At 68.4% G+C, this 14,198-nt stretch carries 9 protein-coding genes and 1 pseudogene; 4 read left to right on the top strand and 6 right to left on the bottom strand.

Features of this window, described 5'->3' with window-relative positions; genetic code table 11:
* Positions 1-6: 6 nt before the first annotated feature.
* Positions 7-438, bottom strand: a complete 432-nt coding sequence (locus HLH35_RS12915) for a UrcA family protein (RefSeq protein ID WP_182979528.1) — start codon at positions 436-438, stop codon at positions 7-9.
* Between the two features lie 194 nt (positions 439-632).
* Between HLH35_RS12915 and HLH35_RS12910 the strand changes: the two genes are divergently transcribed.
* Positions 633-2,054, top strand: coding sequence for an aminotransferase-like domain-containing protein (locus HLH35_RS12910; RefSeq protein ID WP_220790669.1), 1,422 nt, complete (start codon positions 633-635; stop codon positions 2,052-2,054).
* 10 nt (positions 2,055-2,064) lie between these two features.
* Here the strand turns inward: HLH35_RS12910 and HLH35_RS12905 are convergent, their stop codons facing one another.
* From HLH35_RS12905 to HLH35_RS12890, 4 genes are all read right to left on the bottom strand, one after another.
* Positions 2,065-3,891 (bottom strand): ABC transporter ATP-binding protein/permease, encoded by a 1,827-nt coding sequence (locus tag HLH35_RS12905; protein WP_182979526.1) that lies wholly within the window; start codon positions 3,889-3,891, stop codon positions 2,065-2,067.
* Positions 3,892-3,901: 10 nt separating this feature from the next.
* Positions 3,902-4,756: an extracellular solute-binding protein gene (locus HLH35_RS12900; protein ID WP_182979525.1), complete on the bottom strand. Its 855-nt coding sequence runs from the start codon at positions 4,754-4,756 to the stop codon at positions 3,902-3,904.
* A 71-nt stretch (positions 4,757-4,827) separates the two neighbouring features.
* Complete coding sequence (locus HLH35_RS12895; RefSeq protein ID WP_182979524.1) at positions 4,828-5,454, bottom strand: trimeric intracellular cation channel family protein; 627 nt, start codon at positions 5,452-5,454, stop codon at positions 4,828-4,830.
* 86 nt (positions 5,455-5,540) lie between these two features.
* Positions 5,541-7,517, bottom strand: a complete 1,977-nt coding sequence (locus HLH35_RS12890) for a M61 family metallopeptidase (RefSeq protein ID WP_182979523.1) — start codon at positions 7,515-7,517, stop codon at positions 5,541-5,543.
* A 788-nt stretch (positions 7,518-8,305) separates the two neighbouring features.
* Here HLH35_RS12890 and HLH35_RS12885 point away from each other — a divergent pair.
* Genes HLH35_RS12885 through HLH35_RS12875 form a run of 3 tightly spaced genes read left to right on the top strand, consistent with a single transcriptional unit; the run spans position 8,306 to position 14,092 of the window.
* Positions 8,306-9,502, top strand: coding sequence for an efflux RND transporter periplasmic adaptor subunit (locus HLH35_RS12885; RefSeq protein ID WP_246385068.1), 1,197 nt, complete (start codon positions 8,306-8,308; stop codon positions 9,500-9,502).
* Entirely contained in the window at positions 9,495-12,587 is a 3,093-nt protein-coding gene (locus HLH35_RS12880) for an efflux RND transporter permease subunit (RefSeq protein ID WP_182979522.1), read from the top strand. Before HLH35_RS12885 ends, HLH35_RS12880 begins: the two co-directional genes overlap by 8 nt.
* Complete coding sequence (locus tag HLH35_RS12875; protein WP_182979521.1) at positions 12,584-14,092, top strand: efflux transporter outer membrane subunit; 1,509 nt, start codon at positions 12,584-12,586, stop codon at positions 14,090-14,092. The genes HLH35_RS12880 and HLH35_RS12875 overlap by 4 nt, the downstream gene beginning before the upstream one ends.
* A 13-nt stretch (positions 14,093-14,105) precedes the next feature.
* On the opposite strand, the pseudogene HLH35_RS12870 reads toward HLH35_RS12875, so the two are convergent.
* Positions 14,106-14,198 (bottom strand): annotated as a pseudogene (locus HLH35_RS12870) (IS5-like element IS711 family transposase); the annotation flags it as partial.

The raw sequence follows: 14,198 nt of genomic DNA, 5'->3' as shown, positions 1-14,198 counted from the left end.
GCTCCATCAGGCCGGTGGCGTCTCGTGCAACGCGGCGCTCAGCACCGGTGCTCCGATCCGCGCCACAGCCTGCGCCAGAGCCTGTTGCCGGCAATCCGACCGCGCGATAGCGGCACGCAGTGCGTCCAGGCTGGCCCGATCGTCGCCGCACGCCACCAGCGCGGCATGATCCAGCCGCGCCAGCAGCCTACGCGCATGCGCCGCGTCGCGCAGGTCGGCGGCATCGTATGCCACCCGCACCGCATCCGTCTTGTCCGCCGGCACGTCCTGACCGTTTGCCGGCCCATGCACCGCCAGCAGCAGGACCAGGCCGAGGGCGATGACCAGCCCGATCCCGATTCCCTCGACATGATTCCAGATCCCGCTCGACCCGGACAGCCGGAACGGCCGGGCCCGCTTCCGGGCCGACCCCGTCGCCTTTCCCATGATGACCATCATCAATCATCCTCTTTTCAGCACGAAGAGTCCGTCCGCGCCGAGGCATCCTTCCCCCGATATGCAGGACAATTCCAGAAATTGTACTATTACAATCTAGCTTTTCTCTTCGTTTCTGTAGTTTTATTCTAGTACATTCGACGGTCAATCGTTATATTGTCATATATCAATCAGACCCCATTCCCATGGCAGGCCGCATGACCCCTCAATGGCGCCCCGACATTCCGCCCCCGCCCGGCCCGCTCTACCACCGGCTGGTCGACGCGATGGAGCGGGACATCGCATCGGGGCTTCTACCCGCCGGCAGCCGCCTGCCGCCCCAGCGCGACCTTGCCTATGCGCTCGGACTCAGCGTCGGCACGGTGACCAAGGCCTATGCCGAGGCCGAGCGGCGCGGCCTGCTGCTGGCCCATGTCGGCCGCGGTTCCTTCATCCGGGGCGCGAGTCCCGACATCGCGATCGCCACCAGCTTCGATCCCGCGCCGTCCGCCCCCGTCGCACAGGCGGCCACCATCGACCTGCGCTGCAACGTCCCGCCGCGTGTCGGATTGTCCCGGACGCTGGAACGCGCGGTGGCGGAGCTAGCGGCCACCGGACAGTTGGAACCGGCCGTGCAGTACATCCAGGGCACCGGCCTGCGTTCGGTGCGCGAAGCCGGGGCGGCGTGGCTGGCGCGCCGCCACGGGCTGGCATGCGATCCGGCCGACCTGATCCAGTGCAATGGCGGGCAGCACGCGATCGCGCTTGTGCTTTCCTCGCTCTGCCGGCCGGGCGACACGGTGCTGTGCGAGGCCGCGACCTTCTACGGCGCACGCACGGCCGCCGAACATCTGGGCCTGACACTGCGCGGCGTGGCGATGGACGAACAGGGGCTGATCCCCGCCGCGCTGGAGCGCGCCGCCGCCGAGACCCGGGCGCGCGTGCTGTTCACGGTGCCGACCCTGCAAAACCCGACGACCCGGACCATGAGCCTGTCCCGCCGGCAGGATATCGCGCGGATCGCCCGCCAGCACGACCTGACGATCTTCGAGGACGATGCCTATTACACCTATGCCGATCCGGCCGACCGTCCACCACCAATCGCCGCCATCGCCCCCGAACGCACGCTCTATCTCGCCAGCATCTCCAAGGGGATCTGCCCGGGCTTCCGCCTGGGCTTCGTCACGCTGCCGCCCAATGTGGCGCGCGACCGGATCATGCGCGGCATCCGCGCGCTGGGCTATTGCCCGCCCGCGCTCGGCGGCATGATCTTCGCCCGCTGGGTGGCCGACGGCACCGCCGACGCCGCCGCCGACGCGGTGCAGGCCGAAACCGCCGCGCGGCTGGCCATGGCCCGCCAGATCCTGGGACAGGCCATGGACATGCCGGGCGCTGTACGCTCGCCCCATGTCTGGGTGCCGCTCTCCCCCCTGGCGGCCCAGCGCACCCTCAACCACGCCCTGCGCGCAGGCGTGGAACTCACGCCGCCCGAAGCCTGCGCCGTATCGCGCGAGGCCGAATCCGGGCTTCGGATCTGCCTGGGCGCCCCGGACGACCGCCCGGGCCTGGAGCGGGCGCTCCATATCGTACGCGACGGCATCCACGACCCCACGACCGGCGACGCCGCCGGCATCATCTGAGGGCAGGTCCTTACGCCGGCCAGAGCTGGAGGCAACACGGGTCGATATCCACCCGGCACGCTCCCTCCGCCATGCAGGACGGATCGGCCAGGATCTCCAGTTCGGCATCGCCCAGAAGCAGCCGCATCGGACGCTGGCCGTCCTGTATCGGGCCGCGCCACAGGATGCGCGCCGGATAGGCACCCTCCTCCGCCGGCCGGATCTGGTACGGCCGCGCCGACCAGCGCACGCGCGCCCCCGGCGGCGGCAGGTCCGCCCCCTCGCCGTCCGGATGCCGAACCTGCAATGCCACGCCCCGCCCCACATCGATCCGTCCGTCCGGCAGCACCACACCGTCGCCGATCGCCTCCGCCCCCAGCAGACGGGCAGCCAGTTCGCTGCCCGGCCGGGCAAACACGGCAGCAGCCGGCCCGGCGCGGATAACGCGCCCGCCATCCAGCAGCACGATGTCCTCGGCCATCGCCAGCGCCTCGGCCGGGTCATGCGTCACCAGCACCGTCAGCACATTCATGCCCCGCAGCACGGCCAGCACCTCCCGCCGCAGCCGCGCGCGCAACGGCGCATCCAGTGCGGAAAACGGCTCGTCCAGCAGCACCAGATCCACATTGCGCCGCGCGAACGCACGGGCCAGCGCCACACGCTGACGCTGGCCAGGCGAAAGTTCGTCGGGACAGCGCCCTGCCAGACCCTCCAGTCCCAGTGCGGCCATCCACGCCGCCGCCCGGTCGGGCATGCAATCCACCGCAAACGCGACCTGCCGCGCCACCGTCATATGCGCCGGCAGCGCATAGCCCTGCGGTACATAGGCGACAGCGCGCTGGTCCGGCGGCAGCGGCGACAGATCGCGACCGTCCAGCCGAACCTGCGTCCCCGCCATATCCTCCAGCCCCGCGATCGCACGCAGGGTCATCGATTTTCCCGATCCGGACGGCCCGAGAATGGCGATGCGCCGCGCCCGGCTCTCCAGGCGCACATCAAGGGTAAAGCCCGGCAGATCACGGCGGAGCGCCAGCATCAGGTGACGCGGCGGCGCCTCGGCCGCCCCCCGATCAGCCAGAGGCGGCAGCGGGCCTGTCCGGGGCACGGCACGACGGGCGACGGGCCGCGTCAGCCAGTGCCCCGCCGCCATCACCAGAGCGGCCAGCACCAGGGTCGGGGCCAGCACCGGCAGCATGGACGGCAACCCGGCCTCGCCGAACGCGACATAGGTGAAGACCGGCAGCGAATAAGGATGATAGGCCAGCATGACCGTCGCGCCGAACTCGCCGAAGGCACGCAGCCACGCCAGGACCAGCCCGGCCAGGATCGGCCGCCATGCCAATGGCAGACTCACGCGACGGAAGATGGCGCCCGGCCGATGCCCCAGCGTCGCCGCCACATCCTCCAGTGCCGGATCGATCGCCGCGAAGGCCGAGCGCGCGGCGATGATCAGGAAGGGCGAGGCCACGAACAGCTCGGCCGCGACGATGCCGGCAAAATGCTCGCTCAACCCCAGCGCACCCAGCGGCCCGCCATAGCCCAGCAGGAACAGCAGCAGCACCCCGCCGGCCAGGGGCGGCAGGGCAAGCGGCAACTGCACCACCCCGCCCAGCCACGCCGTCCACCAGCCCCGCCCCCGCGCCAGCACATAGCCCAGCGGAATCCCGAACAGCCCGATCAGCAGGGTCGCCAGGCTGGCACTGGCCACGGACACACCGGCGGCACGGGCCAGGGCCGCGCGATCCACCCCCGACCAGTCCGCATCGCCCAACCGCAGCAGGCCCGCGAGAAACGGCGCCAGCAGCCACAGGCCGAGGAGACAGGCCAGAACCCTGACGGCACCCGGCATCCGCCGCATCGCCGGTCTGTCAGGAATGGATCAGCGGCCGCAGCAGCGCGGGCATCGCCGCGTCATCCCCAGCCAAGACCGGCGCCACCTTCTCCAGCCCATGCTGCCGCATGATCGCGCCCCCCGCCTCCCCCAGCAGGAAGGCGACGAACCGTGCCGCTCCCTCCGGGTTCGGCGCATTCCGCAGGATCGTGACCGAATAACGCGCCGCGAGCGAAAGCGCCGGCGGCAAGGCGATGGTGGGAATATGCAGGTCGGCGGTTTCCATCGCGTAGAAGAAACCGACATCGATCTGTCCGGATTGCAGGCGCCCGACCAGATTTTCCTCCGGCCGCACCTGCCCGGCCGCGTCGACGCCCATGATCCGCTCCGCAAGGCCGGGCTGATGATAGAATTGCTCGGCTTGCCTGAGCATGCGCACCGTCAATGCCCCTTTCGGGTCCAGCACCGGATCGGTCCGGCCGATGCGGATGCCGGGCTGTTGCAGGACCTCGTACCAGGGCCGCGTCCGCAACGCATCGACGAAGGAACTATGCGGGTTGTAGCCGATCACCAGCGGCGAACGCGCAAACACGATATACCAGCGTACCCAGTCGCCCTGCGCCGCCCCCAGCCGGTCGTTCAGGGCCGGATCGGCGCTGATGAAAACATCGCCACGCCGCAGCCCGCCGCGGATCTGGTTGACCAAAGCCCCCGACCCGCCGGCATAGCCGCGAAAGACATCATCGCCGGTCGCATCGAAAGCCGGCCCGATCCCACGCTCCATCAGGTTCAGCAGCGAACCCGCATACAGCACGTCCACCGTCCGCCCGGCACCCGCCCATGCCGGAACGGGAAGCATCGCCGCCCCCAGCAGCATCGTCCGACGTCGCATGCTCTCCCCCCGGCATTCTTGCAGGAAACACCATAGCACCCGGCATGGATTTGTCAGAGGCAGACGGCTTTTCAGCGCGCGGCGCCGGGCAGGTTCCAGCCATAACGCAGGGCCGCCAGCCGCAGGCCGAAGCAGACCAGCCCGCCCGCAACCGCCCCCCAGGCCACCGGCACCGCCAGCCGCCGGCAGGCGACGACCACCGCCGCACCGGCCAGCGCCGCAGTGGCATAGATGTCAGAAACCAGGATCAGCGGCACGCGTGCCAGCAGCAGGTCGCGCATCACGCCGCCGCCCACGCCGGTCACCATGCCCATCAGGGCCGCCCCCAGCGGCCCGACCCCGCGCGACAGGGCCTTCTCTGCCCCCGCGACGGCAAACAGCGACAGGCCGGCGGCATCCAGCCCCGCCAGCACCGATCCCCCCGGCGCAAGCCGCAGGGCGGGCGGCAGGACAAACACCACCAGCCCGGTCAGGAAGGCCAGCGCCGGATAGCGCCAGTCCCGGATCGCGCTGGGCGGCACGGCGCCGATCAGCACGTCGCGGATCATGCCGCCGCCCAGCGCCACCACGCAGGCCAGCACCATGATGCCGAACAGGTCGAGATGCCGCGCGGAGGCGACCATCGCCCCCTCGGCGGCAAACACCACCGTGCCCGTCAGGTCGGCAACCAGAACGACCGAAGCCAGGGTCGGGCGCATGTCAGGGCCCGATCGTCCCAGACCGGGACGGGAGACAGGAACGCACGCGCATCAGCACCTCGCCCACCTGCTCCGCCCCCGGCTCTTCAGTGACGCGCCGCCAGGATATCGGCCAGCATGTCGGGCTTGCCCTCGATGCGCTCCAGATGCGGATAGCGCAGCCCGCCATGATAGGAGACCGACACCGTCACGTAACGATCGCCTTCCTGCAGCAGCAGCGCGATCGGCCCGGCATGCGCGTCCTTCGCCTCGACGACCGCCTCACGCAGCACGTCGGGGTCATACGCCTCACCATTCACCGCGATCAGCTTGGCGTCCCGGGTCATCCCGGCCTGCCAGGCGGGGCTGCCCCATTCGACATTGGCCAGCGTGCCGCCCTTGCCGATCATGATGCCCAGCGAGAAGCTGAAATCCGTCACATGGCGCATGGAGGCAACCGACGTGACATATTCGTTCGGCTTCTCGGTATAGACCAGCCGGTAGCCCCCGCGCGTAAACCCGTCCAGCGGCGCATGCTCCGACGTCTTGTCCAGCCGCTGGTGCAGGAACGTGGCCCAGTCATAAGGCTGGATGTCGTTCAGCGCCTTCACCACGTCGTCGAATGCATAGGTGCTGGTCACGAAGCTGCCGTCATTGGTGCCGAAGAAATGGCGTGCGACATCATCCAGCGAATGCTTGCCGCCCGAAAGCTGGCGGATCAGCGTATCGGCATCCAGCCAGACAAGCTGGCCTTCCGAATAATAATCCTCGCTCCGCTGCCAGCTCCGCCACGACAGCGGCGCGCGCCGTGCGATCACCGGGTCGTTCGTCGTATCCAGCAGCGGCCGCCAGGTGCGTCCGCGCCTTGTGTCGTACATCGCCGCCACCTCGGCCAGCGCCTCGGTCACCTGCGGCACCGTCATCAGGCCCGAACGCGCCGCCAGGACATACCCCCAATACTGGGTCTGCCCTTCATAGACCCACAGGCCCGACCCGCGCTGGGGCGTGTTGAAGTTCGGCGCCCACAAATCGGCCGGCCGGCGATATTTGCCGTTCCACGAATGGGTATATTCATGCGCCAGCAGGTCGCGCGCCGCGAACGTCTTGTCCCAGTCCGTAAAATAGCCGCGCGGACCGCTGTTTTCGCTGGATTGGTGGTGCTCCAGCCCGATCCGCCCCAGTTCCTCGGTCAGCGCCAGCAGGAAATCGTAATGGTCGTAATGGTGCGAGCCGTACAGCAGGTTCGCCTGCGTCACCAGGGCGCGATGCACGCCGATCTGCGCTTCGGTTGCTTCCAGTTCCCCCGGCTTGTCCGCCACCAGGTTCAGCGTCACCGGCACGGCGGCCCCAGGCGCCAGATCGATGCGGCGGAAATACCGCCCGGCGAACAGCGGGGAGTCGACCAGCGTATTGAACGGCACCGGCTTGAAGGTCACGACATCGCCCGCCGCGGATTGCGCACGCAGCGCCGTCCCGTACTGCCAGCCACGAGGCAGGCGCAGGCTGGCTTCCACCGGAATCTGGCGCGTGAAATACCCGGCCGGGTACAGCGCCACCTGGTTCCACTGCACGTTCAGCATCCCGGGCGTCATCACCATGCGCCCTTCCTCGGGCGAGACGGGTGACAGAAGCTGGAACGACACATCCAGCGCATGCGCCCCCTTGGGCACATGAATATGGAACGCGCTGACCGTCACGCTGTCGCGCACCCAGTCGATCGTCGCCCCACCGGCCTTGACGACCAGGCCACCGAACTGGTCGAGCGAGCCGGTCGGCGAATGATTGCCCGGCAGCCACATCGGGTAGAACAGCGGCATGTCCCCGCCGGTCGCCGCCAGCGCGGCCGGCACCGGCACGGTCTCATGCACGGTCATGATATGCCGCGCCAGGTCGGTGGCATCGACCGACAGCCGGATGATGCCGCCGAACGGCACGTCACGCGGTGTCGGAATGGAATCCGGCAGCGCCAGAGGCTGCGGCTGGCTGTCGGCCGCCCGCGCGCGCTGCGCGAGCCCCGTCAGGCTGACGGTGGCCAGGGCCGTGGACAGGGAAAGGGCGAGAATGCGTTTGGAAAGCGGACGCAAATGGACAACCTTTCAAAATTTCGGGAAATCGCAGGCCGCGCCGGGACGCATTGCCCGGCAATCACATTCCGCAATGACATGAAATCCATCCTCCGTCACGCAGGCCTCCCGCAGCCGGCCGCATCGGGCGAAAGCCTCTTCGGAAGAGCACGGAAAGGGATGTGAAATTTTCATGACAAATGCGAATTCCGCATTCTCTCACGGAACAATATTAAATAACCATCATCTTGCCGTTATGTTTTTGAAAAAGTTTGTAATATTTAATCGGTCGTCATACCTGCCTGTCGTGCCCGTCCCTCCTGGCCGCGCGCCTCAGCCAAACCGGCCAGACCAAAAGCGAAAACCGTGCCTGACTTGATACAGACCGATGTTTCTATTTCCTTTTCTTCACTTCCCCCTTCCCAGATCCAAACCGGCCAGCAAGCCGCTCCGATGCCCGCCACCGGCCGCGCTTCACACCTGCCCGGACCTCACGCACCGACGTCGCAGCCCCCGCCGCGCCCCCATGGACAATGATTCGGATCATCGCTAGTGGCTGCCCACGGTGTCGTGGCCCGATGGGCCCGGATCGCGCCATACGCCACGAGGGTGCACGCCCTCCATCCCTGAACGCCCCCCGATCCGGTATCCGGCCAGGATGTCAGGAGACGCAACAGCCGGATCGCCCCCTCCCGAAACGGCCCTCTTTTCCCCGTAATTCCATATTCTTGTACAGAAGCGGTCCCGGCCCGTTCTCCCTTCGAGGGATCAGCTCCCGCCTTCTCTTCCAAGATCTCAGGCCCAGGCCCATGCACCAGACCGCGCCCCTGATAAGAAACTGTCCGCCAAACCGCTCCACCGGGGCGCCGGCGCGTGTTTACGGTACTTCAGCCCCCACACGCCGCCCGGCCGCGCGCCTGGTCGCAGCGGGGGCCGTGGTGTGTACCCTGCTTCTCGGGGCCGTCTCCTCCGCCATGGCTGCCGGCGCCGCCATGGTCCGTAACGACCATGGCCAGTTGACGGTCGCGCCGGATTCCCCTCTGGCCGCGCGCCTGTCGGTAACGCCCGTGATCCTCGTATCGCCCAGCCGCACGATTCCCGTCCCGGGCGAGATCCGGGCCGAGCCGTCGCAGTCGATTTCCGTGATGACGCCGGTCGCTGGCGCCATCGTCAGCCTGCCCGTGTCCGCCGGCGATCACGTGACCCGCGGCCAGGTCCTGGCCGAACTGGCATCGGGCGACATGGCCCTGGCCACGACCGACGCCGCGAAGGCCCGCGCCGCGCTGGACTATGCCCGCCGTGCCCTGGTCCGCGCGCAGGGCGTCGCCAGTGCCGGCGGGGCCGCCACGCGCGATGTGGAATCCGCCCGCAACGCCTGGCTCCAGGCCCAGGCGGAAGATGATCGTGCCACCGCACGCCTGACCGCCCTGCGCGCCCAGCCCGGAGAAGGCGGCGTGATCAGGCTGACCGCGCCGATCGACGGCATGGTATCGGCGGTCAATACCGGTGCCGGCGCGTTCGTCACCGACCCGACGGCGCCGCTGATGACGCTCACCGGCACGCAGCAGGTCTGGGCCGTCGCCGCCGTGCCGGAAAACCTGGCGGATGCGATCCATGTGGGGCAGCAGGCCGACATCACTGTCCCCGCCCTGCCCGGCCGGACGGTGCATGGCACCATCGCCGCGATCGAGCCCACGCTGCGTGCCGATACCCGCACGCTGCAGGCGCGGGTGGTGCTGGCCAATGACGACGGCATGCTGAAGCCCGGCATGTTCGCAACCGTGACGGTCCTGACCCCGCAGCCCCCACGCATCATGGTCCCGCAATCGGCACTGCTGATGAACAACGATACCGTTACGGTATTCGTCGAGGTCGCACCCCATGCCTACAGGCGGCGCGAGATCGAGATCATCTATGACGACGGCGATCTGTGCGAGGTCATGTCCGGCCTGTCGGCCGGCGATCGCGTCGTGACCCAGGGCGCGGTGCTGCTGAACGATGATTAACCGCTTTATCGCCACCTGCCTGCGGCAGCGACGCATCGTCTTTGCCGCCATGATGATCCTGACCGCCCTGGGGGCGATCGCGTGGCACCTGATCCCGGTCGAAGCCTATCCCGACCTGGGCGCGGTCAACGTCCAGGTCACGACCCAGGTCCCGGGCCTGGCGGCCGAGGAAATCGAGCAGGAAGTCACGATCCCGCTGGAACGGCTGCTGGCCAGCACACCGGGGCTGGTGGACAGCCGCTCCAGCTCGACCTTCGGCCTGTCGCTGATCACCCTGATCTTCAGTGACGGCACCGATGTCTATGCGGCGCGCCAGCATGTTTCGGAACAGCTTGCGCAGGCGACACTGCCCACGGGCGTCGTCCCCTCGCTGGGACCGATCACCGGCCCGTCGGGCGAAATCTATCGCTATACGCTGGAATCCGACGGCCGGAATCTGATGGAACTGTCCGATATCCAGAAATGGATCGTCATTCCGGCGCTGATGCAGGTCCCCGGCGTCGCGGCGGTCAATAATTTCGGCGGCTTCACCATCGAGTACCAGATCGTTCTCGATCCGCAGGCCCTGTTCCGCTACGGCGTCGGCGTCAACGACGTGATCACGGCCCTGCAGGCCAACAACGCCAATGCCGGCGGCGGCCGCGTCACAAGGGGCGACCAGTCCTACATCGTGCGCGGCGTCGGCATGGTCCATACGCTCGCCGATATGGGCGCCATCGCGGTGACCCAGCGCAACGGCGTGCCGGTCCTGATCCGCGATCTGGGCGACTTGCAGCTCGGCCACCAGGTGCGCGAGGGCATCCTGGGCCTGAACGGCAATCCGGACACGATCGAGGGCATCGTCACGATGCTCAGCGGGCAGAACCCGTCGCTGGTGCTGCACGATCTGCACGACACGGTCGCGCGGCTTCAGGCCCAGCTTGCCTCGTCCGGCGTCAGGATCGTGCCCATCATCGACCGCGACAGCCTGGTGCGGACCACGACCGACAAGGTCACGCACACGGTGATCGAGGGCGTGGGCCTGGTGTTCCTGATCCTGGTCCTGTTCCTGGGCAGCCCGCGCAGCGCCATCGTCGCCGCCGTCACCATTCCGCTGGCCCTGGCCACGGTCTTCGTGCTCATGCACCTGCTGCACATGCCGGCCAACCTGTTCTCGCTCGGCGCCATCGATTTCGGCGTGATCGTGGACGGCGCCATCGTGGTGACCGAGGCCATCCTGCGCATTCGCGAGGAACATCCCGACCACAAGATGGACGAGGGCGATATCCTCGCCGTGACCCGGCATGTCGGCCGCGCGATCGTCTTCGCCACCCTGATCATCGTCATCGCCTATGGCCCGCTCTTCGCCTTCGAAGGCGCCGAGGGCCGGCTGTTCCGGCCGATGGCCTTTACCGTCAGCTTCGCCCTGCTCGGCGCGCTGCTCTGCGCAACGACCCTGACGCCCGCACTGGCCTATCTGGCGATGCGCAATCCGCACCGCCTGTATCACAACGTGCCGCTGGAAAAGCTGCACCATGCCTACCGCAAGGGGCTGGGCCATATGGTGGACCGGCCCTGGGCGGCCTACCTGGCCGGCGCGATCGCGTTCTGCCTTGTGGTGTGGCTGGGTGCGCGCACGGGGCGCGAGTTCCTGCCGGACCTCGACGAAGGGTCGCTGTGGCTGCAGATCCAGCTTCCCTCGGGCCTGTCTCTGGAAAAGGCCAGCGCGATGGCCGACGAGATCCGCGACGCGATCCGTGCCTTCCCCGAGACCAGCTATGTGGCGACGCAGATCGGCCGCAACGATTCGGGCACCGACCCGTGGAGCCCGTCGCATATCGAGGCCCCTGTGGGCCTCACCCCCTATGCGACCTGGCCGCACGGCGAGACCCGCGTAAAATTCATCAGCCGCCTGCATGACCGGCTGGCGCAGATCCCCGGCATCAGCTTCGGCATCAGCCAGCCGATCGCCGACAACATGAACGATCTGGTCGGCGGCGCGCACAGCCCGCTGGTGCTGCGCGTCTATGGCGACGACCTGAAGGAACTGCGCCGGATCGGCACCCATATCGTGGACATCCTGCATCAGGTGCCCGGCACGGCCGACGCCTCGATCTTCCAGGAGCCCGAAATCCCGCAGCTGGACGTGACGGTCGACCGCGCGGCAGCGGCACGCTATGGCGTCAGCGGCACCGACATCATGAACGTGGTCCAGAACATGGTCGGCGACGCCCCGGTCGGGCAGGTCTATGTGGGTGACCGCATCTACGCCATGACGGCGCACATGAAACGGCGGCTGAACAACAATCTGTCCGCCATCCGCCAGATTCCGCTGACGGGCCTGAATGGCGCACGCATCCCGCTTGGACTGGTCGCCCGCGTCTCGCTCCAGACCGGCGAGGCCAATATCGCGCACGAGATGAACCACCGGCAGATCACCATCCGCGTCGATAACGGCCAGCGCCCGCTGTCGCAGTATCTCGCCGACGCCCAGGTCCGCATCGCCGGCCAGGTACATTTCGACGCCGCCCGATACCGGCTGGAATGGGCCGGCACCTTCCAGCAGGAAGAACGCGCCCAGGCCCGGCTGAGCATCGCGCTGGCCATCATGTTCGCGGTGATGCTGATATTGCTGTTCGGCCAGTTCGGATGCCTGCGCCAGGCGGTGCTGGTACTGGCAGTGGTGCCCATGGCCACGCTGGGCGGCCTGGTGGCCCTGAACCTGCGCGGCGAAACGCTGAACATCGCCACCGCCGTCGGCTTCATCGCCCTGTTCGGCGTCGCGATCCAGAACGGCATCATCATGATCTCGGCCATCAATCGACTGCGCGACGAAGGCATGCCCCTGCGCGACGCGGTGCTGGAGGGCGCGGGCGAACGCTTCCGCCCCGTGCTGATGACGGCGACCGTCGCCAGCATGGGCATGCTGCCCGCGGCCCTGGCGACGGGCATCGGCACCGATGTCCAGCGCGGACTGGCGACGGTCGTCGTCGGTGGGCTGGGCATCGCCACCCTGCTGACGCTGTTCATCCTGCCCACCTATTATTGCGAGATGGAGGCCTGGTACGCCCGCCGCGCGCCACGCCGGAAAGGAGACCCGACATGACCGCCGCATCCTGCCGCCCCTGGCGGCATCTGCTGTGCGGTGCGGGCCTGCTCGCCATGCTGGCGGATCTGGGCGGATGCGCGGTCGGGCCCAACTTCCACCACCCGTCGGCGCCGGCCACGGATTTCGCGCAGGCCGGGCGCCCCACCCGCACCGACAGCGTGGCGGGCGCCGACGGGCAGGCCCAGACTTTCCACCCTGGCGCCGACATCCCGGCCGAATGGTGGACGCTGTTCCACTCCCCGGCGCTGGATCGGCTGGTCCGGCACGCCCTGGCCCACAGCCCGAACCTGGACGCCGCGCGCCACGCGCTGCGCGTGGCGCAGGAAAATCGCGCCGCCCAGGCGGGCGTGCTCTATCCCAGCATCTCGGCCAGCTTCAACCCGGCACGCTTCAAGACATCGCGCACCTATTCGCCGGTGCCCAACAGCAATAGCTGGCTCTACACCGTCCACACGGCGCAGTTGAACATCTCCTACCAGGCCGACATCTGGGGCGGTCTGCGGCGCGGGATCGAGGCCTCAGGCGCCCAGCGGGACGCCGAACGCTACCAGCTCGAGGCCGCCTACCTGTCCCTGACCGGCGAGCTGGTCCAGGCGGCCATCGCCTATGCCGCGCTACGCGCGCAGGTCGATACGGTGCAGGAGCTGATCGCCAGCCAGCATCAGATCCTGGATTCCGCAACCCGCCAGATGGCCCTGGGACAGATGGCCGAAGCCGACCTGGCGGTGCAGCGTGCCCAGCTTGCGCAGGACGAGGCGATGCTGGTCCCGCTGCGCCAGCAATTGTCGCAGCAGCACGACCAGATCGCGGCCCTGGCCGGCGACATGCCCGACGACCCGACACCGGATTTCACGCTCGACGGCTTCACCCTGCCCCAGGACCTGCCCGTCAGCATCCCCGCCCGGCTGATCGACCAGCGGCCGGACCTCAAGGTCGCCGAAGCCGGCTGGCACGCCGCCTGCGCGCAGGTCGGCGTCGCGATCGCCAACCGGCTGCCCAACCTGCAACTCAGCGCCACGCCGGGCCTGGCGGCGGCTTCGATCGGCCAGATGTTCGTCCCCGGCTACGGCCAGTGGATGATCGCCGGCATGGTCTCCCAGCCCCTCTTCCAGGGCGGCCAGCTGATGCATCAGGAACGCGCGGCCCGCGCGCAATATGAGCAGGCCGCCGCCGAATATCGCGCCGCCGTCGTCGCCGCCGTCCAGGACGTCACGGACAGCCTGAACGCCGTCAGCGCCGATGCCACCGCACTGGTCGCCGACAGCAATGCCGAACGCGCGGCCACGCGCGGCCTCGACATCGCCCGGGCGCGCGTGAGCTATGGCGATGCCTCGCGGGTGGAGATGCTGATGGCCACCCAGACCACACTTCAGGCCCGCCTCACCCTGGCCCAGGCCCGCGCGGCGCGCCTGTCCGACACGGCCGGCCTGTTCCAGTCACTCGGCGGCGGCTGGTGGAACCGCCAAGATGCACCGCCCGCACGCACAGGCTGGCCGCCCTAGGCGCTGTCTGCATTCACCGCAGCCAGATCATGGCGCATGCGAGGTGGACGAAGCCCATAAAGGCGGGGAGCGTTTTCTCGCATCGCAAGGCGATTCTGCGGAAGCG

The sequence above is a fragment of the Gluconacetobacter asukensis genome (genome assembly GCF_014174375.1).
GTDB classification, from domain to species: Bacteria; Pseudomonadota; Alphaproteobacteria; order Acetobacterales; family Acetobacteraceae; genus Gluconacetobacter; species Gluconacetobacter asukensis.
This window is presented reverse-complemented; position numbering and strand designations above follow the sequence as displayed.

Bases quoted from the DNA above. Each gene is read 5' to 3' on its own strand.
- HLH35_RS12910 (WP_220790669.1), top strand. From the start codon at position 633: ATGACCCCTCAATGGCGCCCCGACATTCCGCCCCCGCCCGGCCCGCTC.
- HLH35_RS12905 (WP_182979526.1), bottom strand. From the start codon at position 3,891: ATGCGGCGGATGCCGGGTGCCGTCAGGGTTCTGGCCTGTCTCCTCGGC.
- HLH35_RS12895 (WP_182979524.1), bottom strand. From the start codon at position 5,454: ATGCGCCCGACCCTGGCTTCGGTCGTTCTGGTTGCCGACCTGACGGGC.
- HLH35_RS12885 (WP_246385068.1), top strand. From the start codon at position 8,306: ATGCACCAGACCGCGCCCCTGATAAGAAACTGTCCGCCAAACCGCTCC.
- HLH35_RS12880 (WP_182979522.1), top strand. From the start codon at position 9,495: ATGATTAACCGCTTTATCGCCACCTGCCTGCGGCAGCGACGCATCGTC.
- HLH35_RS12875 (WP_182979521.1), top strand. From the start codon at position 12,584: ATGACCGCCGCATCCTGCCGCCCCTGGCGGCATCTGCTGTGCGGTGCG.
- HLH35_RS12915 (WP_182979528.1), bottom strand. From the start codon at position 438: ATGATGGTCATCATGGGAAAGGCGACGGGGTCGGCCCGGAAGCGGGCC.
- HLH35_RS12900 (WP_182979525.1), bottom strand. From the start codon at position 4,756: ATGCGACGTCGGACGATGCTGCTGGGGGCGGCGATGCTTCCCGTTCCG.